Here is a 21541-nt window from a genome sequence, read left to right on the forward strand (position 1 = left end):
GGGAAGAATATATTGGGGTTTTCAGTAAGCCGCTCGCAAGAGTACAAAGTACTTGTCCGGTGCTCTGCATTCCGTTTTTCATGTAAGGGAAATAATCACTTTATCGTTATCTTTAAACACTGTTGGTATAGGCCGTTTAATTCGCAAGCAGGCGCCGCTTGGCAATTGCGTGGCGGCGCCTGTATCAACCGTTAGGCTGCTTGTTGAAATTGCTGCCGATACTGGTTCGGCGACAACTCCGTGTGCTGACGGAACAGCCGAGCGAAGAAACTCGCATCGTCGTAACCGACTTCGTAGCTGATGGTCTTGATGCTCTTGCGGCTGCCGGACAGCAGGCCCTTGGCGGTTTCGATGCGCAGTCGTTGCAGGTAATGCAGCGGCTTGTCCCCGGTGGCGGTCTGGAAGCGCCGCATGAAATTGCGGATGCTCATGCCGTGTTCGCGAGCCACGTCTTCGAAACGGAATTTGTCGGCGAAGTGTTCTTCGAGCCAGTGCTGGATCTGCAGGATGATCACATCCTGGTGCAGCTTCTGACCGCCGAAACCGATCCGTCCTGGCGAGTAGCTGCGCTGCACTTCATAAAGGATGTCGCGGGCCACGGCTTGGGACACGTTGGCGCCGCAGAAGCGTTCGATCAGGTAAATGTAAAGGTCGCAGGCCGAAGTGGTGCCGCCCGCGCAATACAGGTTGTCGGCGTCGGTCAGGTGTTTGTCCTGATTGAGCTGAACCCGTGGGAAGCGTTCGGCAAACGCATTGAAGAAGCGCCAGTAAGTGGTCGCCTCCTTGCCGTCGAGCAATCCGGCCTCGGCCAGCCAGAACACCCCGGTGGCTTCACCGCACAGCACTGCGCCGCGAGCATGTTGCTGACGCAGCCAGGGCAGGACTTGTGGGTAACGTTGGCAAAGCGTGTCGAAATCGTCCCAGAAGGCTGGAAGGATAATGATGTCGGCGTTTTCCAGGCCGCCGTCCACCGGCATGATCACATCGCTGAAGCTGTTCACCGGTTTGCCGTCGGGGCTGACCAGGCGGGTTTCGAACGCCGGAGTCAGGCCTTGGCCCAGTTGTTTGCCATAACGCAGGCTGGCCAGGTGGAAGAAATCCTTGGCTTGCATAAGGGTGGAAGCGAAAACCCGGTCGATAGCCAGGATGCTGACGCGCCGTAAGGGCGTGGAGACTTGGTTAGACATAATTCAACTTTATTCTTATAGGGGAAAGTGGTCACCAGACGGCTGGATCGTCTTATTTTTTGTCGGATGTGTCCAGTGTCCTGTGCCGGATGCGAGGCATAGTCTCTGAAGGTCAATTCCGGCTAACAATAACGACAGGTGCCGCATGATCCCCAGAACCTTGTTCAGCTCCGAGCACGAACTTTTTCGCGACAGCGTGCGAACGTTCCTCGAAAAAGAGGCCGTGCCGTTCCATGGGCAATGGGAAAAACAAGGCTATATCGACCGCAAACTCTGGAACAAGGCAGGGGAGGCGGGGATGCTGTGTTCGCATCTGCCCGAAGAGTACGGCGGCCTGGGGGCGGACTTTCTCTACAGCGCGGTGGTGATCGAAGAGATCGGTCGTCTCGGCCTGACCGGTATCGGTTTTTCCCTGCATTCGGACATCGTCGCGCCGTACATCCTGCATTACGGCAGTGAAGCGCTGAAACACAAATACCTGCCGAAACTGGTGTCTGGCGAAATGGTCACGGCGATTGCCATGACCGAGCCGGGTGCCGGTTCTGACCTGCAAGGGGTAAAAACCACCGCGGTACTCGATGGCGACGAATATGTGATCAACGGTTCGAAGACGTTCATCACCAACGGCTTTCTCGCTGACCTGGTGATTGTCGTGGCCAAGACCGATCCGAAGGCTGGCGCGAAAGGCACCAGCCTGTTTCTGGTGGAAGCCAACACCCCGGGCTTCGCCAAGGGCAAGCGTCTGGAAAAAGTCGGCATGAAGGCTCAGGACACCTCGGAACTGTTCTTCCAGGACGTTCGGGTGCCCAAGGAAAACCTGTTGGGGCAGGCCGGGATGGGCTTCGCGTACCTGATGCAGGAATTGCCGCAGGAGCGTCTTACCGTTGCTATCGGCGGGCTTGCTTCGGCTGAAGCTGCGTTGCAATGGACGCTGGATTACACCCGCGAGCGCAAGGCATTCGGCAAGGCAATCGCCGACTTCCAGAACACCCGCTTCAAACTGGCGGAGATGGCGACCGAGATTCAGATCGGTCGGGTCTTTGTTGATCGCTGTCTGGAGTTGCACCTGCAAGGCAAGCTCGACGTGCCGACCGCGGCGATGGCCAAGTACTGGGGCACTGACCTGCAATGCAAAGTGCTCGACGAGTGCGTGCAGTTGCATGGCGGTTACGGTTTCATGTGGGAATACCTGATCGCCCGGGCGTGGGCGGATGCGCGGGTGCAGCGGATTTATGCGGGGACCAACGAGATCATGAAGGAGATTATTGCGCGGTCGCTTTGACCTTGCAGTGACTGTTTTACCGCCATCGCGAGCAGGCTCGCTCCCATAGGGATTGCGCAAAACCTGTGGGAGCGAGCCTGCTCGCGATTGGGTCTATGCATCAATCAAGGTGCAGGATTGGGCTGATCCTGGTGAATCGCCTCGATCCCTGCCAACACTTCATCGGAAAGTTTCAGATCGAAGCTGGCGATGTTGCTGTCCAACTGCTCCAGCGTCGTCGCACCAATGATGTTGCTGGTCACAAATGGCTGCTGAGTGACAAACGCCAACGCCATTTGCGCCGGGTCCAGGCCGTGTTCACGTGCCAGTGTCACATAACGACTGCACGCCGCTTCCGACTGCGGGTTGAAATAGCGGCTGAAGCGGCTGTAGAGGCTCAGGCGACCTTTAGGCGGACGCGCGCCACCTTCGTATTTGCCCGATAGGAAACCGAACGCCAGCGGCGAATAGGCGAGCAGGCCGCACTGTTCGCGGATGGCGATTTCCGCCAGGCCGACTTCGAAGCTGCGGTTGAGCAGGTTGTACGGGTTCTGGATCGACACGGCGCGCGGCCAGCCACGGGCTTCGGCCAGGGCGAGGAAGCGCATCGGGCCCCATGGCGTTTCATTGGACAGGCCGATGTGGCGGATCTTGCCGGCCTTGACCTGCTCGTCCAGTGCTTCGAGGGTGTCCTCCAGCGGCGTCAGGTTGGCTTCGGTCTGGTGTTTGTAACCGAGCTGGCCGAAGAAATTGGTGCTGCGCTCCGGCCAATGCAGCTGGTAGAGGTCGATATAGTCGGTCTGCAAGCGCTTGAGGCTGGCGTCCACGGCTTCGGTGATGTGCTGGCGGTTGTGTCGCAGGTTTTTGTCGCGGATGTAGTCGATGGTGTTACCGGGGCCGGCGATCTTGCTGGCGAGGATCCAGTCGGCGCGATCACCACGGCTTTTGAAGTAATTGCCGATGTAGCGCTCGGTGGTGGCGTATGTTTCGGCCTTGGGCGGCACCGGGTACATCTCGGCAGTATCGATGAAATTGATCCCGGCGCTCTTGGCCCGTTCAATCTGGGCGAAGGCTTCAGCCTCGCTGTTTTGCTCGCCCCAGGTCATGGTGCCGAGGCAGATGGCGCTCACGTTCAGATTGGTTCGGCCTAGCTGTCGATAGTCCACTGGGTGCTCCTTGGGCAAAACAATCATAAAAGCAGGTTGAATTATTTTTCGCAATCTGCATAATTGCGCACCTCTTTCTGCAGTGGAAGTGATGCGCCGCCGCCGAAGAATCTTGCCGTTGAACGGACGCGCCGACCCGAGCCCCCGAAAGCGTCTGTATCCGGCTGCCTTTGACTTGTCAAAGTACGCACTATTCAGTAAGATCCGCCGTCTAATTTACAGGGCGGCCCCTGAGGCTATAAAGAATGAAAACTTTTACTGCTAAACCGGAAACAGTACAGCGCGACTGGTTTGTCGTCGACGCTGCAGGTCAGACCCTGGGTCGTCTGGCCACCGAAATCGCGAGCCGTCTGCGTGGCAAGCATAAAGCTGAGTACACTCCTCACGTTGACACCGGCGATTACATCGTCGTTATCAATGCCGAGCAGATTCGTGTAACCGGTGCTAAAACCACCGACAAAATCTACTACTCCCACTCCGGTTTCCCGGGCGGCATCAAGTCGATCAACTTCGAAAAGCTGATTGCTAAAGCCCCTGAGCGCGTGATCGAGACCGCGGTCAAAGGCATGCTGCCTAAGAACCCGCTGGGTCGCGACATGTATCGTAAGCTGAAAGTCTATGCGGGCGCTGTACACCCTCATACTGCTCAGCAGCCCCAAGAACTGAAGTTTTAACGGAATAGTTCATTATGTCGGCGACTCAAAATTACGGCACTGGCCGTCGCAAGACCGCAACCGCACGCGTTTTCCTGCGTCCGGGTACTGGTAACATCTCCATCAACAACCGCACCCTGGAAAATTTCTTCGGCCGCGAAACTGCCCGCATGGTAGTTCGTCAGCCGCTGGAACTGACTGAGACTGTCGAGAAATTCGACATCTACGTCACCGTGATCGGTGGTGGTGTAAGTGGTCAAGCTGGCGCAATCCGCCACGGTATCACTCGCGCACTGATGCAGTACGACGAAACCCTGCGTGGCGCTCTGCGCAAAGCTGGCTTCGTTACACGCGATGCACGTGAAGTTGAACGTAAGAAAGTTGGTCTGCGTAAAGCGCGTAAGCGTCCGCAGTACTCGAAGCGTTAATTCGCTTTTACGTTCAAAAAGAACGCCCAGTTTCCTCGCGAAGCTGGGCGTTTTTTTATGGGCGCGATTTATCAAAGAATTGCTCTGTGACAACTTGCCACAGCCGTAGAAGCCCTATACTGCAAGGCTTGGCAGTGGAGCCCCTCGGTAATTACCTTGTCAGAATTGGGGCTTTTCATTACCATTCGGCAAAATTTTTATAAGTTCAGATTTTTACTTAGTAGACGCCTGATTTAACAGGCCACAAAGCTGATGGGAGAGGACTGAATGAGCAATGACGGCGTGAATGCAGGCCGGCGTCGCTTCTTGGTAGCAGCCACATCCGTGGTGGGTGCTGCAGGAGCGGTGGGGGCTGCGGTCCCGTTCGTGGGGTCATGGTTTCCCAGTGCCAAGGCGAAAGCCGCAGGTGCACCGGTGAAGGTGAATGTCAGCAAAATCGAGCCAGGCCAGCAGATGATTGCTGAGTGGCGCGGTCAGCCGGTGTTCATTGTCCGCCGTACCGGGGAAATCCTGGGGAATCTGAAAAAGATCGAGGGCCAGCTCGCTGACCCGACCTCCAAGAACTCGACACAACCGACTTACGTCGACCCGGAAACGCGTTCGATCAAGCCAGAGGTTCTGCTGCTGATCGGTATTTGTACGCACCTGGGTTGCTCGCCGACCTTCCGTCCAGAAGTGGCACCTGCGGATCTGGGCAAGGATTGGGTAGGTGGTTATTTCTGCCCTTGCCACGGTTCCCACTACGATCTGGCTGGCCGCGTCTACAAGTCGCAACCTGCGCCTTTGAACCTGCCAGTTCCCCCGCATTCCTATGAGACCGATGACATCATTGTCATTGGCGTCGATACGGAGAAAGCGTGATGAGCAAGTTCATGGATTGGGTTGATGCGCGCTTTCCCGCGACCAAAATGTGGGAAGACCATCTCAGCAAGTACTACGCCCCGAAGAACTTCAACTTCTTCTATTTCTTTGGTTCCCTCGCACTGCTCGTTCTGGTCAACCAGATCGTTACCGGTGTCTGGCTGACCATGAGCTACACCCCGTCGGCGGAAGAGGCGTTTGCATCCGTCGAATACATCATGCGCGATGTCGAGTACGGCTCGATCCTGCGTCTGCTGCACTCCACCGGCGCCTCGGCGTTCTTCATCGTGGTCTATCTGCACATGTTCCGTGGCTTGCTCTACGGTTCGTACCAGAAGCCGCGTGAGCTGGTGTGGGTCTTCGGCATGCTGATTTATCTCGCGCTGATGGCTGAAGCGTTCATGGGTTACCTGCTGCCGTGGGGCCAGATGTCTTACTGGGGCGCCCAGGTGATCATCTCGCTGTTCGGTGCGATCCCGGTCATCGGTAACGACCTGACCCAGTGGATTCGTGGTGACTACCTGATTTCCGGTATTACCCTGAACCGCTTCTTCGCCTTGCATGTGGTTGCCTTGCCGATCGTGATTCTCGGTCTGGTGGTGCTGCACGTTCTGGCGCTGCACGAAGTTGGTTCGAACAACCCGGACGGCGTGGACATCAAGAAATACAAAGACGAAAACGGTGTACCGCTGGACGGCATTGCTTTCCACCCGTACTACACCGTGAAAGATATCGTCGGCGTGGTGGTGTTCCTGTTCATCTTCTGCTCGATCGTGTTCTTCTTCCCGGAGATGGGCGGTTACTTCCTCGAGAAGCCGAACTTTGAGACGGCGAACGCTTTCAAGACACCTGCGCATATTGCTCCGGTCTGGTACTTCACGCCGTTCTACGCGATTCTGCGGGCGATTCCAGACAAGCTCCTGGGCGTTATCGCCATGGGCGCGGCCATCGCTGTGCTGTTCGTTCTGCCATGGCTCGATCGTAGTCCGGTCAAGTCGATGCGCTACAAGGGTTGGTTGAGCAAGATCTGGCTCTGGGTGTTCTGCATCTCGTTCGTGATCCTGGGCGTACTGGGCGTACTGGCCCCAACCCCTGAGCGGACTTTGCTGTCGCAGGTCTGTACCTTCCTATACTTCGCCTACTTCATTCTTATGCCGTTCTACACCAGGCTCGAGAAGACGAAACCGGTTCCGGAAAGGGTGACTGGCTGATGAAAAAGCTATTTGCAGTTTTGATTCTTGCTGTGCTTCCTGCAGTCTCTTTTGCCAACGTTCTTGAGCCTGAGCTTGAAAAGGTTGAGATTGACGTTGCTGACAAGGTCGCCTTGCAAGATGGCGCGCGTACATTTGCAAACTATTGCATGGGTTGTCACAGTGCGAAGTACCAGCGCTATGAGCGGGTGGCCAATGATCTGGATATCCCTGTGGATCTGATGCAAAGCCATTTGATATTCACAGGTGCAAAAATCGGCGACCACATGAGCATCGGCATGCAGCCGGCTGACGCCAAGACCTGGTTCGGTGCGGCGCCGCCCGACCTGACCCTGGTCGCCCGCGTTCGTGGCACTGACTGGCTCTACGGTTACCTGAAATCTTTCTACGAAGACCCATCGCGTCCTTGGGGCGTGAACAACAAGGTATTCCCGAACGTCGGGATGCCTAACGTTCTGGTCGGCCTGCAGGGTCGTCAGGTGGTAGGCTGTAAACAAGTTCAAATCGTCGATGACGGCAAGAAGCAATACGATCCGCTGACCGGCACGGCTTTGACGCATGAAGCCTGCGACCAGCTGACCATACTGCCGAAAACCGGCACGCTGAACGAAGAGCAGTTCGACGAGAAGGTCAAGAATCTGGTGACCTTCCTGGCCTACTCGGCCAACCCGGTGAAGCTGCAGCATCAGCGCATCGGTACCTATGTGTTGCTGTACCTGGCGTTCTTCTTCGTATTCGCATACTTGCTCAAGCGTGAATACTGGAAAGACGTCCATTGATATTGCTGTAAAATTGCTGTCAATCGCGCGCGCCCAAGGGCGTCTCTGAAGGTGTAACGAGCCTGGTGATCCAGGCGTTACGAGAGGCGCTCTCTGGGCGCGCGCGTTTTTCCGTTTCCGATAATTTCAACAAGCGAGGAGGACCGCCATGGGCGTGACCAATCGGTTGGCCTGTTACTCCGACCCCGCCGACCACTATTCCCACCGAGTGCGTATCGTACTTGCAGAGAAGGGTGTCAGCGCCGAGATCATTTACGTGGAAGCTGGTCGCCAGCCGCCTAAACTGATTGAAGTGAACCCTTACGGCAGCTTGCCCACCCTGGTCGATCGTGACCTGGCGTTGTGGGAGTCGACCGTGGTGATGGAATATCTGGATGAGCGTTACCCGCACCCGCCTTTACTGCCGGTTTATCCAGTGGCGCGTGCCAACAGCCGTCTGCTGATTCATCGTATTCAGCGTGACTGGTGTGGTCTGGTGGATCTGATCCTGGATTCCCGGTCCAAGGAAGCAGCCCGTGTCGTGGCTCGTAAAGAGCTGCGCGAAAGCCTGACTGGCGTGTCGCCGTTGTTCGCCGACAAGCCGTTTTTCCTCAGTGAGGAACAAAGTCTGGTGGATTGCTGCCTATTGCCAATACTCTGGCGATTGCCGATTCTGGGTATTGAACTGCCGCGGCCTGCCAAGCCGCTGCTTGATTATATGGAGCGCTCGTTTGCGCGTGAGGCTTTCCAGGCGAGTCTGTCTGGTGTCGAACGCGATATGCGCTAAGGCTTAAGGAGCCGCTATGAACTCCAGTCGACCTTATCTGGTCCGCGCGCTCTACGAGTGGATTGTGGACAACGATTGCACCCCGCACATGCTGGTCAATTCCGAGTATCCGTCGGTGCAGGTGCCTCAGGGTTTTGCCAGTGACGGACAGATTGTCCTGAACGTATCGCCGGCAGCCGTGCGTCATTTGCACATGGACAACGAAGCGGTCAGCTTCGAAGGGCGTTTCGGTGGCGTGCCACACACCCTGTACGTGCCTATCGCATCGATCCTGGGTATTTACGCCCGGGAGAACGGTCAGGGCATGGTGTTCGATCTGGAATCGCCTATGGAAGACGAGGAAGAGATCGAGCCGGATGACGATATTCCGCCACCCGACAGTGAGCCGCCGCGTCCCAGCGGTCGACCCAGTTTGAAAGTGGTGAAGTAATAAAAAAGGCGATCCGAAAGGATCGCCTTTTTTATTACGTGTAGGAGCACGGCTTGCCGGCGATGGCGATCTTGAAGGCGCTATCGCCAGCAAGCTGTGCTCCTACAGGGCGATGGTGATCCTGGGATCGCCATCGTTGGCAGGGTTGGTTCAGTCGATGTACTCAAACAACTTCACGATTTTCTGCACGCCGGAAACGCCCTGCACCAAATTGGTGGCTTGGGCAGCTTCCTGTTTGGTCAGCAGACCCAGCAGGTAGACGATGCCGTTCTCGGTGACAACCTTGATGCGCGAGCCCGGAATGTTCGGATCGGTGAGCATCTGGGTCTTGATCTTGGAGGTCAGCCAGGTGTCGTTCTGGCGGGCAAGGAAGCCGGAAGGTGGCAGGACTTGCAGTTCGTTATGGACTGTCTTCACGCGCTGAACAGCCGCAGCGGCCTGTTCGGCCTTGGCCTTGAGGTCGGCACGCGGAGTTTGCCCGGCAAGCAGCACGACGCCATTGAAGCTGGTGACGACGATGTGCGAGTCGTTATCCAGGGCTGGATCGGCCTTGGCAATGTTCACGCCGACCTTGGTGTCGATCAGAGAGTCGTCGATCTTGCTGCCGAAGGTGCGGGTGCCGCGGTCATCTTCAATCGGTGCTTCACGGCTGGCGTTAACCACCGAGGTGCAGCCGCTGATGCCGAGGCACAGTGTCAAGGCCAGAAGGCCTAGGCGATTAGGGGTCATTCTTCACTCCCGAACAGTTGGCTGTCGATCAAATCGCAAAGGCAATGGATCGTCAGCAGGTGGACTTCCTGAATACGTGCGGTGACGTTGGCCGGTACGCGAATCTCGACGTCCTCGGGCAATAGCAGCGACGCCATGCCGCCGCCATCGCGACCGGTCAATGCTACGACAACCATTTCGCGATCATGTGCGGCCTGGATCGCTTGAATAATGTTTGCCGAGTTGCCGCTGGTGGAAATCGCCAGCAATACGTCACCCGGCTGGCCAAGGGCGCGGATCTGTTTGGAGAAGATTTCGTTGTAGCTGTAGTCGTTGGCGATCGAAGTGATCGTCGAGCTGTCGGTGGTCAGCGCAATCGCTGGCAGGCTCGGACGTTCACGCTCGAAACGGTTGAGCAGCTCGGACGAGAAGTGCTGGGCATCACCGGCAGAGCCGCCGTTGCCGCAGGACAGCATTTTGCCTTCGTTGAGCAGGGCGTTGACCATCACCTGGCTGGCTTGCTCGATGTGCGGTGCAAGTACGTCCATCGCCATTTGCTTGGTATCGATACTGGCCTGAAAAAGCTGGCGAATTCGGGATTGCATGTCCATCTGTGTGACCTTAATTAGCGCGGCTACTCGGCACATGAATGTGCAGCCCGCAAAGCAAAGAGCAAAAGTGTTGGGTGAAAGTGTCCGGTTCGGGGCGCACGCGATCAGCTGTCGAAGGCATTCTGCAACCAGTTCAACTGATCGAGGTTGCTGTCGATGGCAACCACGTCGAAACGGCAAGGGGAATTGGCCCAACGCGACTCGCGCTGAAGAAAATATTGCGCGGCAATTATCAGTTTCTGCCGTTTGCGCTCATCGATGCTGCCGAGCGCGCCACCCCATTGAGTGTTTTTTCTGTAGCGGACTTCAACGAATACTACTGTATCGCCATCAAGCATGACCAGATCAAGCTCGCCGCGTTTACACAACCAGTTCTGCGCCAGCAGGCGCAGACCTTGTTGTTGAAGATGCTCGAGCGCATGGCGCTCGGCATCTTTGCCGCTTTGCTGGCGTGATCGGTCGGGCATCAGCGCGGGGTGTCCGGCAGGCGTTGAACCTGGCCGCTGACGAACTGTGCCCACGGCAACTGGCGGACTACACGTTGGTTCTGAGTCATGCCCAGGCTGCCCGATTGACCTTCGATGCGGCTGTCCGGCAGAGCCTTGAGTTGCCCCAGGCGTGGTGCCAGGCGATAGGCGTCAACACCCATCGCGTACAGACGGCCCAGGCTGCCGGCAGCTTGCGGCCACTGAGCGGTTACTTGCTTGCGCAGTGGATCGTTAGCCTCCAGCAACCATGGGGTTTCGCAGAAGCGAATGCCGTTCATGTCGTTGTACTGGTTCACATCGCCGCTGGCGCTGAACACGTGGGAAGTGGCATAAACCGGCACGTCGCCGGCGTACTGGAAGTTCAGGGTCGGCTTGATCTGCTGGGCTTGCTGAGGCGTTGCAGCCAGGAAGATGAACTCGATGTCCTGGCGACGCGAAGGCTGGGCGGCGATCTGTCCGCCAACGGTGCTTTGCAGGCTCTTGGCACGACCTTCGCTCTGACGCAGCTGGAACATATCGGCGATCTGCTGGGCCAGTTGAACCGGTTGGTCGACGCGTTCGGTAGCGACGATGCTGCCACCGTTAGCCTGCCAATCCTGGCTGAACGCTTTCAAGACGCGATCGCCCCATTCGCCTTTCGGCACCATGATGGCTGCGCGATGCAGGCCATCGGCGCGAGCGCGGCGGGACACTTCGCGGGCTTCGTCTTCAGCCGCAAGACCGAACTGGAACAGTTGCGCCGGACCTTGTGTGCCTTCGCTGTAATTCAGTGCCAGGGTGGTGATCGGCAGTTGCGGGCGAGCGCTGATCTGTTTGACCAGCGGTTTCTCCAGCGGGCCGATGACCAGTTGCACGCCGTCGGCCTGAGCCTTGCGATAGAACTCGTCGAGGGACGTCAGGCGCGAGCTGTCATAGAACTCGATCGCTGGCGGCTTCTGCCCGGCTTGTTGGGCCTGGTAGTGAGCAGCCATGAAGCCTTCACGCAGTGCTTTGCCAACCGACGCCAGCGGGCCGTCTTGTGGCAGCAGCAGGGCGATTTTGCTCAGGGGCTGGCTGGCCAGTTCCTTGAGCTTGGTCAGTGGCAGCGGCAATTGAATGGCGGCCGGGTGCTTTGGATTCTGTGCGCGCCAGTTGTCGATCGCGGCTTGCTGCTGTTCCAGGGTGCCGGCAGTTTTCACCGCCAGTGCCAGGCCCATCCAGCCGCCGAGGTCGTCGGTGGTGCTCGGCTGCAATTGATCAGTCGGCAGCGAGGCGATCAGGGTCCAGATCGCTTCGTGGTTTTTGCTGGCGGCTTCACCTTCAAGCATTGGCGCGATGAAGATGCGCTCCCTTGCGGCGGCCAGCGTCTGGCCATCGGCTTCAAGGGCGCGGGCATGAACAGTGCCGGTGCGAACCTGTTGCTCAACCGGCAGTTCACTCAGGCGTTGCAGGCTCGGATGACTCAAGGCGGTCAGCGCCGCTTTGGGCTGATTGCGCACCATGGCCAGTTCAGCCGCCAGGGTGCTGGCGAACACCTGTTGGCCAGGCTTGAGGGTTTCGACTGGGACTTGTTGCAGGATTTGCGCGGACTGGCCGGCATTCCCCTGACGATAGGCCAGGTCTGCCGCGCTCAGGCGCAACAGGGAGGCTTTTTCCGGGTCTTTGCTTTGAGCGGCCTGTGCGAGCAGTTGCTCGATACTGGCATCCGGGGTCCGTGGAAGTTCGCCAAGGCTGGAGGAGGGCGAGCTGGCGCAAGCCGCCAGCAAGGCAGCAAGGCAGAGGGCAGTGAACAGCCGCAGGCAAGCGATCATGTAGTGTTCCTGATACTCGATCAAATTAGCGTGGAATTGTACCCAAGCACTGGCCGGGGCGCGATGTTACTGGTGTGAATCGATCAATTTAGCTCGTGCAAATGTTGCGGCACTGCACAAAAGGCCGCAAAACCGAGGGTTGCTTGCGCGTATCGCGAACGTCACGACGCGCTACAATGGCGGCTTTTACCGATCATGAGGTGTGCGCTTTGACTGCTCCAGGTGCTTTGAATTCCGCTGCTGGCTCGCTTTATGTGGTGGCGACGCCCATCGGCAACCTGGACGACATCAGTGCGCGTGCGCTGAAAATCCTGCGCGAGGTCGCCCTGATCGCTGCCGAAGATACCCGTCACTCCCAGCGATTGATGCAGCATTTCGGTATTCCTACGCCGCTGGCGGCCTGCCATGAACACAATGAACGGGATGAAGGTAGCCGCTTTATCACGCGTTTGCTTGCCGGCGACGATGTGGCGCTGATTTCAGATGCCGGCACGCCGTTGATTTCCGATCCGGGTTATCACCTGGTGCGCCAGGCCCGTGCGGCGGGGATCAATGTGGTGCCGGTTCCGGGCGCCTGCGCGTTGATCGCCGCGTTGTCGGCGGCGGGTCTGCCGTCGGACCGTTTCATCTTCGAAGGCTTTCTGCCGGCCAAGGCAGTCGGTCGGCGCGCCCGTCTTGAGTTGGTAAAGGAAGAACCGCGCACGCTGATTTTTTATGAAGCCCCGCACCGGATTCTTGAGTGCCTTCAAGACATGGAGTTGGTGTTTGGTGGTGAGCGTCCGGCGTTGCTGGCGCGCGAGCTGACCAAGACTTTCGAAACCCTTAAAGGCTTGCCTCTGGCTGAGTTGCGCGAGTTCGTCGAGTCAGACAGTAATCAGCAGCGCGGTGAGTGCGTGGTGTTGGTGGCGGGTTGGTCTGCCCCCGAGACTGAGGACGCCGTCAGCAGTGAAGCGATGCGCATTCTGAATCTGTTGCTTGAAGAAATGCCGCTCAAGCGAGCCGCAGCGTTGGCGGCGCAAATTACTGGCGAGCGCAAGAATGTGCTCTATCAGGTCGCGCTGGATAAACAGAAGGGCGAGTAGAAACCGACGTGCAGGCGCAGCCCAAGGCGTTTAGCGCTTGTCCTTCGGCTGCTCTGCCGTTAATCTTCGCGGCGGAGAGTCGATCGGACAGTCGCTGCCCTCTATGAAAATTAGGGGGGGGAGGAAAGTCCGGGCTCCATAGGGCGAAGTGCCAGGTAATGCCTGGGAGGCGTGAGCCTACGGAAAGTGCCACAGAAAATAACCGCCTAAGCGCTTCGGCGCTGGTAAGGGTGAAAAGGTGCGGTAAGAGCGCACCGCACGTCTGGCAACAGTTCGTGGCTTAGGTAAACCCCACTTGGAGCAAGACCAAATAGGGTCCCAAGGCGTGGCCCGCGCTGGGACCGGGTAGGTTGCTAAAGATGTCCAGTGATGGCCATCGTAGACGAATGACTGTTCAAGACAGAACCCGGCTTACAGATCGACTCTCCACCTTTTTTCCCCTCCCTGCTTTAATGATTGAGCAGGGCGCCTGTAGTAGTAATTTCCCTCCTTACAGAATCAACAGCAGAAGCACTTTCCTAATACCGAAAAAATCTTACTCTTAACAAATTACTTTAACTTTCGAACGCAGCCTTCAGTGCTGATTCAAGTTATTGAGCAGAACGACACGTCAGATTCTCGCTGCCCCTCCTTTTGCGCTCCTAAATCTCAGTTCTGTAAGGCTTTTCCTTTAATCCGCGCCTTGACGGTGCGGTGGCCGCATTCCTATAGTGTGCGCAAGTGGCGGAAAGTGGCATGAAGTGGGTTTTTTGAGCTCAAAACGCTAATATTTGGAGAAACGCTGACGTGTTTCGCGGAGCTAACGCTATCAGTCTCGACGCAAAGGGCCGTCTCGCTATGCCGAGCCGGTACCGTGACGAGCTCGTTTCGCGTAGTTCCGGTCAGTTAATCGTCACAATTGATGCCGTTGATCCGTGTTTGTGTGTTTACCCCCTCGATGAGTGGGAAATTATTGAAACCAAACTGCGCGCACTGCCTTCGCTTCGCGAAGAGAACCGCCGCCTGCAACGTTTACTGATTGGTAATGCCGTCGACCTCGAGCTCGATGGCAGTGGTCGTTTTCTGGTTCCACCGCGTCTTCGTGAATATGCCAAGTTGGATAAGCGCGCGATGTTGGTAGGCCAACTGAACAAGTTCCAATTGTGGGACGAGGATGCCTGGGATGCGGTTTCTGCCGCTGACCTGGCTGCCATTCAACAACCGGGCGCCATGCCTGATGAACTGCGTGATTTGATCCTGTGACTATTGATAGCGGCTTTAACCACATCACCGTACTGCTTGACGAAGCCGTGGAGGCTCTCGCGGTACGTCCTGATGGCTGCTATCTGGACGGTACGTTCGGGCGCGGCGGACACAGCCGGTTGATCCTCAGCCAGCTCGGCCCCGAGGGTCGGGTACTCGGGTTCGACAAAGATCCTCAAGCGATTGCCACCGGGCAAACGCTAGCGGCCGAAGACGGCCGCTTTGTCGTTGTACAGCGCAGCTTTGCCGAGCTCGGTTCGGAAGTCGCCGAGCGTGGTCTGGCCGGCAAGGTCAGCGGCGTTTTGCTCGACCTCGGCGTGTCTTCGCCGCAGCTTGACGACCCTGAACGCGGCTTCAGTTTCCTCAACGATGGCCCGCTGGATATGCGCATGGACCCGTCCCGCGGGATCAGCGCTGCCGAATTCGTCAACACCGCCCCGGTGGAAGAAATCGCTCGGGTGTTCAAGCAATACGGCGAAGAACGTTTCTCCGGCCGGATGGCCCGTGCCGTGGCCGAGCGTCGCGACATCAAGCCGTTCGAGCGCACTGCCGATCTGGCTGAAGTCCTGAAAGTCGCCAACCCTGCATGGGAAAAGGGCAAAAACCCGGCGACCCGTGCGTTCCAGGGCTTGCGTATTCACGTCAACAACGAGCTGGGTGATCTGGAAGCCGGCCTCGAAGCCGCACTGGAATGCCTGGAAGTCGGTGGCCGCCTGGTGGTCATCAGCTTCCATTCGCTGGAAGACCGCATCGTCAAACTGTTCATGCGCAAACTGGTGAAAGGCGAAGCCGACAACTTGCCGCGCAACCTGCCGGTACGTCACGTCGCCTTCGAACCAATAATCAAAATCCATGGCAAAGCGCAGTCCGCCTCCGAGGCCGAACTCAAAGCCAACCCACGTTCCCGTAGCGCCGTCATGCGCGTCGCGGAGAAGCTGCGGTGAGCAAGCTTTTCGCCAAGCCACTTCCCGGCGGAAGCTTTTTCATGTTTCTGCTGTTTATTGGCGTGCTCGTGTCGGCCATCGGCGTTTCCTATAGCGCCCACTGGAACCGTCAACTGTTGAACTCCCTGTACAACGAGTTGAGCGTGCGCGACAAGGCGCAAGCGGAGTGGGGCCGTTTGATTCTCGAACAGAGCACCTGGACCGCCCACAGCCGTATCGAAGTCCTGGCGACCGAGCAACTGAAGATGCGCATTCCTGGCGCAGCTGAAGTGCAGATGGTGGCGCCATGATGAAACTCGAGGGCGCACTCTTTCCATGGCGGTTCCGCCTGGTGCTGGGTTTGCTCGGCGTCATGGTCGCGGCGATTTCCTGGCGCATTATCGATCTGCAGGTGGTCGACCGTGCCTTTCTTAAAGGTCAGGGTGATGCGCGCAGCGTTCGTCATATTCCGATTCCGGCTCACCGTGGTCTGATCACCGACCGTAACGGCGAGCCTTTGGCTGTGAGTACCCCGGTCACCACCCTTTGGGCCAATGCCAAGGAAATGCAAACGGCCAAAGAGAAGTGGCCTGCACTGGCGGCAGCCTTGGGGCAGGACCCGAAAGCCCTGGCCGAACGTCTCGAGGCTCAAGCCAATAAAGAATTCATCTATCTGGTGCGCGGGCTGACCCCCGAGCAGGGCCAGTCCGTGCTCGACCTGAAAGTGCCGGGCGTTTATGGCATCGAAGAATTCCGTCGTTTCTACCCGGCCGGTGAAGTCACTGCCCATATGGTCGGTTTTACCGACATCGATGATCACGGTCGTGAAGGCGTCGAGCTGGCCTACGACGAATGGCTGGCTGGGGTCCCTGGCAAGCGGCAGGTGATCAAGGATCGGCGTGGCCGACTTATCAAGGATGTTCAGGTCACCAAAAACGCCAAGGCCGGAAAGCCCTTGGCGTTGTCCATTGACCTGCGTCTGCAATACCTGGCCAACCGTGAACTGCGTAACGCGATCATCGAGAACGGCGCCAAGGCCGGCAGCCTGGTGATCATGGACGTGAAGAGCGGCGAGATCCTCGCCATGGTCAACCAGCCGACCTACAACCCGAACAACCGTCGCAACCTGCAACCGGCGATGATGCGTAACCGCGCCATGATCGACGTGTTCGAACCGGGTTCGACCATGAAAGCGATTTCCATGAGCGCCGCCATTGAAACCGGGCGCTGGAAGCCGACCGATACCGTTGAGGTGTATCCGGGCACCTTGCAGATTGGTAAATACACCATCAAGGACGTCTCCAAATCCGAAGGCCCGGTGCTCGACCTGACTGGCATCCTGATCAACTCCAGTAACGTCGGCATGAGTAAGGTCGCCTTCGATATCGGCGGCGAAACGATTTTCCGTCTGGCGCAAAAAGTCGGCCTCGGCCAGGACACCGGCCTGGGCTTCCCGGGCGAGCGCGTCGGCAACCTGCCGAACTACCGCGAATGGCGCAAGGCTGAAACTGCCACGCTGTCCTACGGCTACGGTATTTCCGTGACCGCGATCCAGTTGGTCCACGCCTTCTCGGCCCTGGCCAACAACGGTCGCCTCGCACCGCTGACCCTGATCAAAACGGACAAGGCGCCGCAAACCACGCAGGTATTGCCGGAAGCTGTCGCGAAGACCATGCAAACCATGCTGCAACAAGTGATCGAAGCTCCGCGCGGTGTATTCCGTGCGCAAGTGCCGGCGTATCACGTGGGCGGCAAGTCAGGTACCGCACGTAAAACGTCGGTCGGCACCAAAGGCTACGCCGAGAATTCCTACCGTTCGCTGTTCGCCGGCTTCGGCCCGATGAACGATCCGCGCTACGCCATCGTGGTGGTGATCGATGAGCCGACCAAGGCCGGTTACTTCGGTGGTCTGGTATCGGCCCCGGTGTTCAGCAAAGTGATGTCCGGGACCTTGCGCCTGATGAACATCACCCCGGATAACCTGCCACCTACTCAACAAGCGAACGCAGCACCGGTCGTTCCGCTGAAAGCCAATGGAGGGCGAGGCTGATGTCTCTGAGTCTGAACAAGATTTTCGCCCACGCCGGCCGCGATCTGTTGATCCGCGAACTGACCCTGGACAGCCGCAACGTGCGGGCTGGCGATCTGTTTCTCGCCGTCCCTGGCGGCAAGTTCGACGGACGCGCGCACATCGCCGACGCCCTGCAACGCGGCGCTGCCGCTGTGGCGTATGAAGTCGAAGGCGCGACCGTATTGCCGATTACCGATGTTCCGCTGATTCCGGTCAAAGGCCTGGCGGCGCAGCTGTCGGACATCGCCGGGCGTTTTTACGGTGACCCTAGTCGCCACCTGAACCTGATCGGCGTGACCGGCACCAACGGCAAAACCAGCGTGACGCAGTTGGTTGCGCAAGCCTTGGATTTGCTCGGCCAGCACTGCGGCATCGTCGGCACGCTGGGCACCGGTTTTTACGGTGCGCTCGAAAGCGGCTTGCACACCACGCCGAACCCGATTGCCGTGCAGGCAACCCTCGCCGACCTGAAAAAGGCCGGTGCCAAAGCCGTCGCCATGGAAGTTTCTTCCCATGGTCTGGATCAGGGGCGCGTGACCGCACTGGCGTTCGATGTGGCGGTGATGACCAACCTGTCCCGCGATCACCTCGATTACCACGGCACCATGCAAGCCTACGGCGAAGCCAAGGCCAAACTGTTTGCCTGGAATGATTTGAAGTGCCGGGTGGTTAACCTCGACGACGAATTCGGCCGCCAACTGGCTGCGGACAAACTCGAGTCGCGCCTGATCACCTACAGCCTGGAAGACTCCAGTGCCTACCTTTATTGCCGTGAAGCGCAGTTCGATGACGAAGGCGTGCGCGCCACGCTGGTCACGCCGCAGGGCGAGCATCACTTGCGCAGCACCTTGCTCGGTCGTTTCAACCTGAGCAACGTGCTGGCCGCGGTCGGCGCCTTGCTGGGCCTGGACTACGCGCTGGACGAAATCCTCAACGTGCTGCCGAAACTCGAAGGCCCGGCCGGACGCATGCAGCGCCTCGGCGGCGGTACTCAGCCGCTGGTCGTGGTCGATTACGCCCACACTCCGGATGCGCTGGAAAAAGTCTTGATGGCCCTGCGTCCTCACGCCAAAGGCCGTTTGCTGTGCCTGTTCGGTTGCGGTGGTGATCGCGATCGCGGCAAGCGTCCGCTCATGGCTGAAGTGGTCGAGCGTCTGGCTGACGGCGTGCTGGTGACCGATGACAACCCGCGCACCGAAGACCCGGCCGTGATCTTCGACGACATCCGCGCCGGTTTTACCGTTGTGGATAAAGTCACCTTCGTCGCTGGCCGTGGCCAGGCGATTGCCCAATTGATCGCCAGCGCTTCGGCGGATGACGTGATTGTCCTGGCCGGTAAAGGTCACGAGGACTATCAGGAAATCAACGGCCAGCGCCACGCTTTCTCCGATCTGGTCGAGGCCGATCACGCCTTGACCACGTGGGAGGTGGCCCATGCTTAAAGCCTTGAAACTGAGCGAACTGACCGGCGCGCTGAATGCCCGCCTGGTCACTGCCGATGCCAGCTTCGACGGCGTCAGCATCGACAGCCGCGCGATCAAGCCAGGCCAACTCTTTATTGCCCTGACCGGCCCGCGTTTCGATGGTCACGACTATCTCAATGACGTAGCGGCAAAAGGCGCCGTAGCAGCGTTGGTCGAGCGCGAAGTCGCCGACAGCGCACTGCCGCAATTGCTGGTCAAAGATACGCGTCAGGCACTGGGGCAACTCGGCGCGTTGAATCGTGCGGCTTACACCCATCCTGTCGCCGCGATCACCGGTTCCAGCGGCAAGACCACGGTCAAGGAAATGCTCGCCAGCATCCTGCGCACGCGCGGTCCGGTGTTGGCGACCCGCGGCAATCTGAACAATGACCTCGGCGTTCCGCTGACCCTGCTCGAACTCGCACCGGAACATACCGCTGCGGTGATCGAACTGGGTGCTTCGCGTCTCGGTGAAATTGCCTACACCGTCGGCATGACCAAGCCTCATGTGGCCGTGCTCAACAACGCCGGGACCGCCCACGTCGGCGAGTTCGGCGGGCCGGAAAAAATTGTTGAAGCCAAGGGCGAGATTATTGAAGGGCTGGATGCCGATGGCGTCGCCGTTCTCAATCTTGACGACAAGGCATTCGGCATCTGGAAGACCCGCGCTGCCGGTCGCAAAGTGCTGACCTTCGCCCTGAGCAATGTCAGTGCCGATTTCTACGCCAGCGATCTGGACCGCGACGCGCGCGGTTGCCCGGCGTTCAACCTGCACAGTCCTGAAGGTATGGAGCGCGTTCAACTGAACCTGCTCGGCACCCATAACGTTGCCAATGCCCTGGCCGCCGCCGCCGCTGCCCATGCGCTGGGCGTGTCGCTGTTCGGCATCGCCACCGGTCTGGGCGCGGTGCAACCGGTCAAGGGCCGCACCGTCGCGCAACTGGCCAGCAATGGCATGCGCGTGATCGATGACACGTATAACGCGAACCCCACCTCCATGTGCGCCGCCGTTGATATACTCGCCGGCTTTTCCGGCCGCACCGTTCTGGTGCTCGGGGATATCGGCGAGTTGGGCGATTGGGCGGAGCAGGGGCACCGCGATGTGGGCGAGTACGCCCGTGGCAAGGTTTCCGCGCTCTACGCTGTCGGGCCAATGATGGCTCACGCCGTGAACGCTTTCGGTCCACAGGCCTTTCACTTCAGCACTCAGGCTGAACTGATCAAGGCCCTGGGCGCCGAGCAAGACACAAACACCACCATTTTGATCAAGGGCTCGCGCAGCGCCGCGATGGAAAACATCGTCGCCGCTTTGTGCGGGACCAGCCTGGAGAAACATTAATGCTGCTGCTGCTAGCGGAGTATCTGCAACAGTTCTACAAAGGCTTCGCGGTCTTTCAGTACCTGACCCTGCGCGGGATTCTCGGTGTGCTGACCGCGTTGGTTTTGTCGCTGTGCTACGGCCCGTGGATGATCCGCACGTTACAGAACCGTCAGATCGGTCAATCCGTTCGCAACGACGGTCCACAATCGCACCTGTCCAAGTCCGGCACCCCGACCATGGGCGGCGCGCTGATCCTGTCGTCCATCGGCGTCAGTACTTTGCTGTGGGCTGACCTGAGCAACCGTTATGTCTGGACCGTGCTGCTGGTGACTTTGCTGTTCGGCGCGATCGGCTGGGTCGACGATTACCGCAAAGTGATCGAGAAGAACTCCCGTGGCCTTCCGAGCCGCTGGAAGTACTTCTGGCAGTCGGTGTTCGGCCTGGGCGCGGCGATCTTCCTTTATATGACCGCGGCAACACCGGTAGAAACCACCCTCATCCTGCCGATGCTCAAGGACTACAGCATTCCTCTGGGCGCGGGCTTCATCGTCCTGACTTACTTCGTGATCGTTGGCTCGAGCAACGCGGTCAACCTGACCGACGGCCTCGACGGTCTGGCGATCATGCCCACCGTAATGGTTGGCGGCGGGTTGGGGATCTTCTGCTACCTGTCGGGTAACGTGAAATTCGCTGAATACCTGCTGATCCCGTATGTACCGGGCGCAGGCGAGTTGATTGTGTTCTGCGGCGCCTTGATCGGTGCGGGCCTCGGGTTCCTCTGGTTCAACACGTATCCGGCTCAGGTGTTCATGGGCGACGTCGGCGCACTGGCGCTGGGCGCTGCACTGGGCACCATCGCGGTGATCGTCCGTCAGGAAATCGTCCTGTTCATCATGGGCGGCGTGTTCGTGATGGAGACCCTGTCAGTCGTCATTCAGGTGGCGTCCTTTAAGCTCACCGGTCGCCGTGTGTTCCGCATGGCACCGATTCACCACCACTTTGAACTCAAGGGCTGGCCCGAGCCACGCGTGATCGTCCGTTTCTGGATCATCACCGTGATTCTCGTGCTGGTTGGCCTTGCCACCCTGAAGCTGAGGTAG

Annotated in this window: 22 protein-coding genes and 1 other RNA gene; 17 read left to right on the forward strand and 6 right to left on the reverse strand. The window is 58.5% G+C overall.

Annotated elements, in window-relative coordinates; all coding sequences use genetic code 11:
* Positions 1–191: 191 nt before the first annotated feature.
* Positions 192–1088 (reverse strand): GlxA family transcriptional regulator, encoded by an 897-nt coding sequence (locus IB252_RS00455; protein ID WP_192407545.1) that lies wholly within the window; start codon positions 1086–1088, stop codon positions 192–194.
* A 244-nt stretch (positions 1089–1332) separates the two neighbouring features.
* Here IB252_RS00455 and IB252_RS00460 point away from each other — a divergent pair, with 244 nt between their 5' ends.
* Positions 1333–2469 carry an acyl-CoA dehydrogenase family protein gene (locus tag IB252_RS00460; protein WP_192406226.1) on the forward strand — a complete coding sequence of 379 codons (1137 nt, stop codon included), beginning with the start codon at positions 1333–1335 and terminating at the stop codon, positions 2467–2469.
* Between the two features lie 104 nt (positions 2470–2573).
* Here the strand turns inward: IB252_RS00460 and IB252_RS00465 are convergent, their stop codons facing one another.
* Positions 2574–3614, reverse strand: a complete 1041-nt coding sequence (locus IB252_RS00465) for an NADP(H)-dependent aldo-keto reductase (RefSeq protein ID WP_192406227.1) — start codon at positions 3612–3614, stop codon at positions 2574–2576.
* A gap of 245 nt (positions 3615–3859) precedes the next feature.
* On the opposite strand from IB252_RS00465, the gene rplM reads away from it, so the two are divergent.
* The 7 genes from rplM to IB252_RS00500 all read left to right on the forward strand — a co-directional run bounded on the left by rplM (position 3860) and on the right by IB252_RS00500 (position 8742).
* Positions 3860–4288 (forward strand): 50S ribosomal protein L13, encoded by a 429-nt coding sequence (gene rplM / locus IB252_RS00470; protein WP_007905295.1) that lies wholly within the window; start codon positions 3860–3862, stop codon positions 4286–4288.
* Between the two features lie 14 nt (positions 4289–4302).
* Complete coding sequence (rpsI, locus tag IB252_RS00475) at positions 4303–4695, forward strand: 30S ribosomal protein S9 (protein WP_003216038.1); 393 nt, start codon at positions 4303–4305, stop codon at positions 4693–4695.
* Positions 4696–4962: 267 nt separating this feature from the next.
* Positions 4963–5556 carry a ubiquinol-cytochrome c reductase iron-sulfur subunit gene (petA, locus tag IB252_RS00480; RefSeq protein ID WP_192406229.1) on the forward strand — a complete coding sequence of 198 codons (594 nt, stop codon included), beginning with the start codon at positions 4963–4965 and terminating at the stop codon, positions 5554–5556.
* A complete protein-coding gene (locus tag IB252_RS00485; RefSeq protein WP_192406231.1) occupies positions 5556–6767 on the forward strand; it encodes a cytochrome b in 1212 nt (403 codons plus the stop codon). The genes petA and IB252_RS00485 overlap by 1 nt, the downstream gene beginning before the upstream one ends.
* A complete protein-coding gene (locus tag IB252_RS00490; protein WP_192406232.1) occupies positions 6767–7546 on the forward strand; it encodes a cytochrome c1 in 780 nt (259 codons plus the stop codon). The genes IB252_RS00485 and IB252_RS00490 overlap by 1 nt, the downstream gene beginning before the upstream one ends.
* 148 nt (positions 7547–7694) lie before the next feature.
* Complete coding sequence (locus IB252_RS00495; RefSeq protein ID WP_008155978.1) at positions 7695–8312, forward strand: glutathione S-transferase N-terminal domain-containing protein; 618 nt, start codon at positions 7695–7697, stop codon at positions 8310–8312.
* 16 nt (positions 8313–8328) lie between these two features.
* On the forward strand, positions 8329–8742 hold the full coding sequence (locus IB252_RS00500; RefSeq protein ID WP_008155980.1) for a ClpXP protease specificity-enhancing factor: 414 nt from the start codon (positions 8329–8331) through the stop codon (positions 8740–8742).
* Positions 8743–8892: 150 nt separating this feature from the next.
* On the opposite strand, the gene IB252_RS00505 is transcribed toward IB252_RS00500, so the two are convergent.
* The 4 genes from IB252_RS00505 to IB252_RS00520 all read right to left on the reverse strand — a co-directional run bounded on the left by IB252_RS00505 (position 8893) and on the right by IB252_RS00520 (position 12339).
* A complete protein-coding gene (locus IB252_RS00505) occupies positions 8893–9471 on the reverse strand; it encodes a BON domain-containing protein (RefSeq protein ID WP_008147477.1) in 579 nt (192 codons plus the stop codon).
* Positions 9468–10061, reverse strand: coding sequence for a phosphoheptose isomerase (locus IB252_RS00510; protein WP_192406234.1), 594 nt, complete (start codon positions 10059–10061; stop codon positions 9468–9470). Before IB252_RS00510 ends, IB252_RS00505 begins: the two co-directional genes overlap by 4 nt.
* A gap of 104 nt (positions 10062–10165) precedes the next feature.
* Positions 10166–10528, reverse strand: coding sequence for a YraN family protein (locus IB252_RS00515; RefSeq protein WP_008147480.1), 363 nt, complete (start codon positions 10526–10528; stop codon positions 10166–10168).
* Complete coding sequence (locus IB252_RS00520; RefSeq protein WP_192406235.1) at positions 10528–12339, reverse strand: penicillin-binding protein activator; 1812 nt, start codon at positions 12337–12339, stop codon at positions 10528–10530. The genes IB252_RS00515 and IB252_RS00520 overlap by 1 nt, the downstream gene beginning before the upstream one ends.
* A 176-nt stretch (positions 12340–12515) precedes the next feature.
* Between IB252_RS00520 and rsmI the strand changes: the two genes are divergently transcribed.
* From rsmI to mraY, 9 genes are all read left to right on the forward strand, one after another.
* Positions 12516–13421, forward strand: coding sequence for a 16S rRNA (cytidine(1402)-2'-O)-methyltransferase (gene rsmI, locus IB252_RS00525; protein ID WP_161990822.1), 906 nt, complete (start codon positions 12516–12518; stop codon positions 13419–13421).
* Between the two features lie 75 nt (positions 13422–13496).
* Positions 13497–13851: RNase P RNA component class A (rnpB, locus tag IB252_RS00530), an RNA gene on the forward strand.
* Positions 13852–14207: 356 nt separating this feature from the next.
* Positions 14208–14663, forward strand: a complete 456-nt coding sequence (gene mraZ, locus IB252_RS00535; RefSeq protein ID WP_008147486.1) for a division/cell wall cluster transcriptional repressor MraZ — start codon at positions 14208–14210, stop codon at positions 14661–14663.
* Positions 14660–15607: a 16S rRNA (cytosine(1402)-N(4))-methyltransferase RsmH gene (rsmH, locus tag IB252_RS00540; RefSeq protein WP_074880092.1), complete on the forward strand. Its 948-nt coding sequence runs from the start codon at positions 14660–14662 to the stop codon at positions 15605–15607. Before mraZ ends, rsmH begins: the two co-directional genes overlap by 4 nt.
* Entirely contained in the window at positions 15604–15897 is a 294-nt protein-coding gene (gene ftsL / locus IB252_RS00545; protein ID WP_033053422.1) for a cell division protein FtsL, read from the forward strand. The genes rsmH and ftsL overlap by 4 nt, the downstream gene beginning before the upstream one ends.
* Positions 15897–17636: a peptidoglycan D,D-transpeptidase FtsI family protein gene (locus tag IB252_RS00550; protein ID WP_192407547.1), complete on the forward strand. Its 1740-nt coding sequence runs from the start codon at positions 15897–15899 to the stop codon at positions 17634–17636. Before ftsL ends, IB252_RS00550 begins: the two co-directional genes overlap by 1 nt.
* A complete protein-coding gene (locus IB252_RS00555) occupies positions 17636–19099 on the forward strand; it encodes a UDP-N-acetylmuramoyl-L-alanyl-D-glutamate--2,6-diaminopimelate ligase (protein WP_192406237.1) in 1464 nt (487 codons plus the stop codon). Before IB252_RS00550 ends, IB252_RS00555 begins: the two co-directional genes overlap by 1 nt.
* Positions 19092–20459 (forward strand): UDP-N-acetylmuramoyl-tripeptide--D-alanyl-D-alanine ligase, encoded by a 1368-nt coding sequence (locus IB252_RS00560; RefSeq protein WP_192406238.1) that lies wholly within the window; start codon positions 19092–19094, stop codon positions 20457–20459. Before IB252_RS00555 ends, IB252_RS00560 begins: the two co-directional genes overlap by 8 nt.
* A complete protein-coding gene (gene mraY / locus IB252_RS00565) occupies positions 20459–21541 on the forward strand; it encodes a phospho-N-acetylmuramoyl-pentapeptide-transferase (protein ID WP_046026697.1) in 1083 nt (360 codons plus the stop codon). Before IB252_RS00560 ends, mraY begins: the two co-directional genes overlap by 1 nt.

Origin of the sequence: Pseudomonas sp. PDM10, from assembly GCF_014852295.1 — a bacterium.
Taxonomy (GTDB): Bacteria; Pseudomonadota; Gammaproteobacteria; order Pseudomonadales; family Pseudomonadaceae; genus Aquipseudomonas.

Excerpts from the sequence above, each read along its gene's own strand:
- IB252_RS00510 (WP_192406234.1), bottom strand. The coding sequence starts at position 10,061 with ATGGACATGCAATCCCGAATTCGCCAGCTTTTTCAGGCCAGTATCGAT.
- IB252_RS00515 (WP_008147480.1), bottom strand. The coding sequence starts at position 10,528 with ATGCCCGACCGATCACGCCAGCAAAGCGGCAAAGATGCCGAGCGCCAT.
- IB252_RS00505 (WP_008147477.1), bottom strand. The coding sequence starts at position 9,471 with ATGACCCCTAATCGCCTAGGCCTTCTGGCCTTGACACTGTGCCTCGGC.
- IB252_RS00520 (WP_192406235.1), bottom strand. The coding sequence starts at position 12,339 with ATGATCGCTTGCCTGCGGCTGTTCACTGCCCTCTGCCTTGCTGCCTTG.
- mraY (WP_046026697.1), top strand. The coding sequence starts at position 20,459 with ATGCTGCTGCTGCTAGCGGAGTATCTGCAACAGTTCTACAAAGGCTTC.
- rplM (WP_007905295.1), top strand. The coding sequence starts at position 3,860 with ATGAAAACTTTTACTGCTAAACCGGAAACAGTACAGCGCGACTGGTTT.
- IB252_RS00560 (WP_192406238.1), top strand. The coding sequence starts at position 19,092 with ATGCTTAAAGCCTTGAAACTGAGCGAACTGACCGGCGCGCTGAATGCC.
- IB252_RS00485 (WP_192406231.1), top strand. The coding sequence starts at position 5,556 with ATGAGCAAGTTCATGGATTGGGTTGATGCGCGCTTTCCCGCGACCAAA.
- IB252_RS00555 (WP_192406237.1), top strand. The coding sequence starts at position 17,636 with ATGTCTCTGAGTCTGAACAAGATTTTCGCCCACGCCGGCCGCGATCTG.
- IB252_RS00495 (WP_008155978.1), top strand. The coding sequence starts at position 7,695 with ATGGGCGTGACCAATCGGTTGGCCTGTTACTCCGACCCCGCCGACCAC.
- rpsI (WP_003216038.1), top strand. The coding sequence starts at position 4,303 with ATGTCGGCGACTCAAAATTACGGCACTGGCCGTCGCAAGACCGCAACC.
- IB252_RS00460 (WP_192406226.1), top strand. The coding sequence starts at position 1,333 with ATGATCCCCAGAACCTTGTTCAGCTCCGAGCACGAACTTTTTCGCGAC.
- IB252_RS00500 (WP_008155980.1), top strand. The coding sequence starts at position 8,329 with ATGAACTCCAGTCGACCTTATCTGGTCCGCGCGCTCTACGAGTGGATT.
- rsmI (WP_161990822.1), top strand. The coding sequence starts at position 12,516 with ATGGCGGCTTTTACCGATCATGAGGTGTGCGCTTTGACTGCTCCAGGT.
- IB252_RS00490 (WP_192406232.1), top strand. The coding sequence starts at position 6,767 with ATGAAAAAGCTATTTGCAGTTTTGATTCTTGCTGTGCTTCCTGCAGTC.
- petA (WP_192406229.1), top strand. The coding sequence starts at position 4,963 with ATGAGCAATGACGGCGTGAATGCAGGCCGGCGTCGCTTCTTGGTAGCA.
- IB252_RS00550 (WP_192407547.1), top strand. The coding sequence starts at position 15,897 with ATGAAACTCGAGGGCGCACTCTTTCCATGGCGGTTCCGCCTGGTGCTG.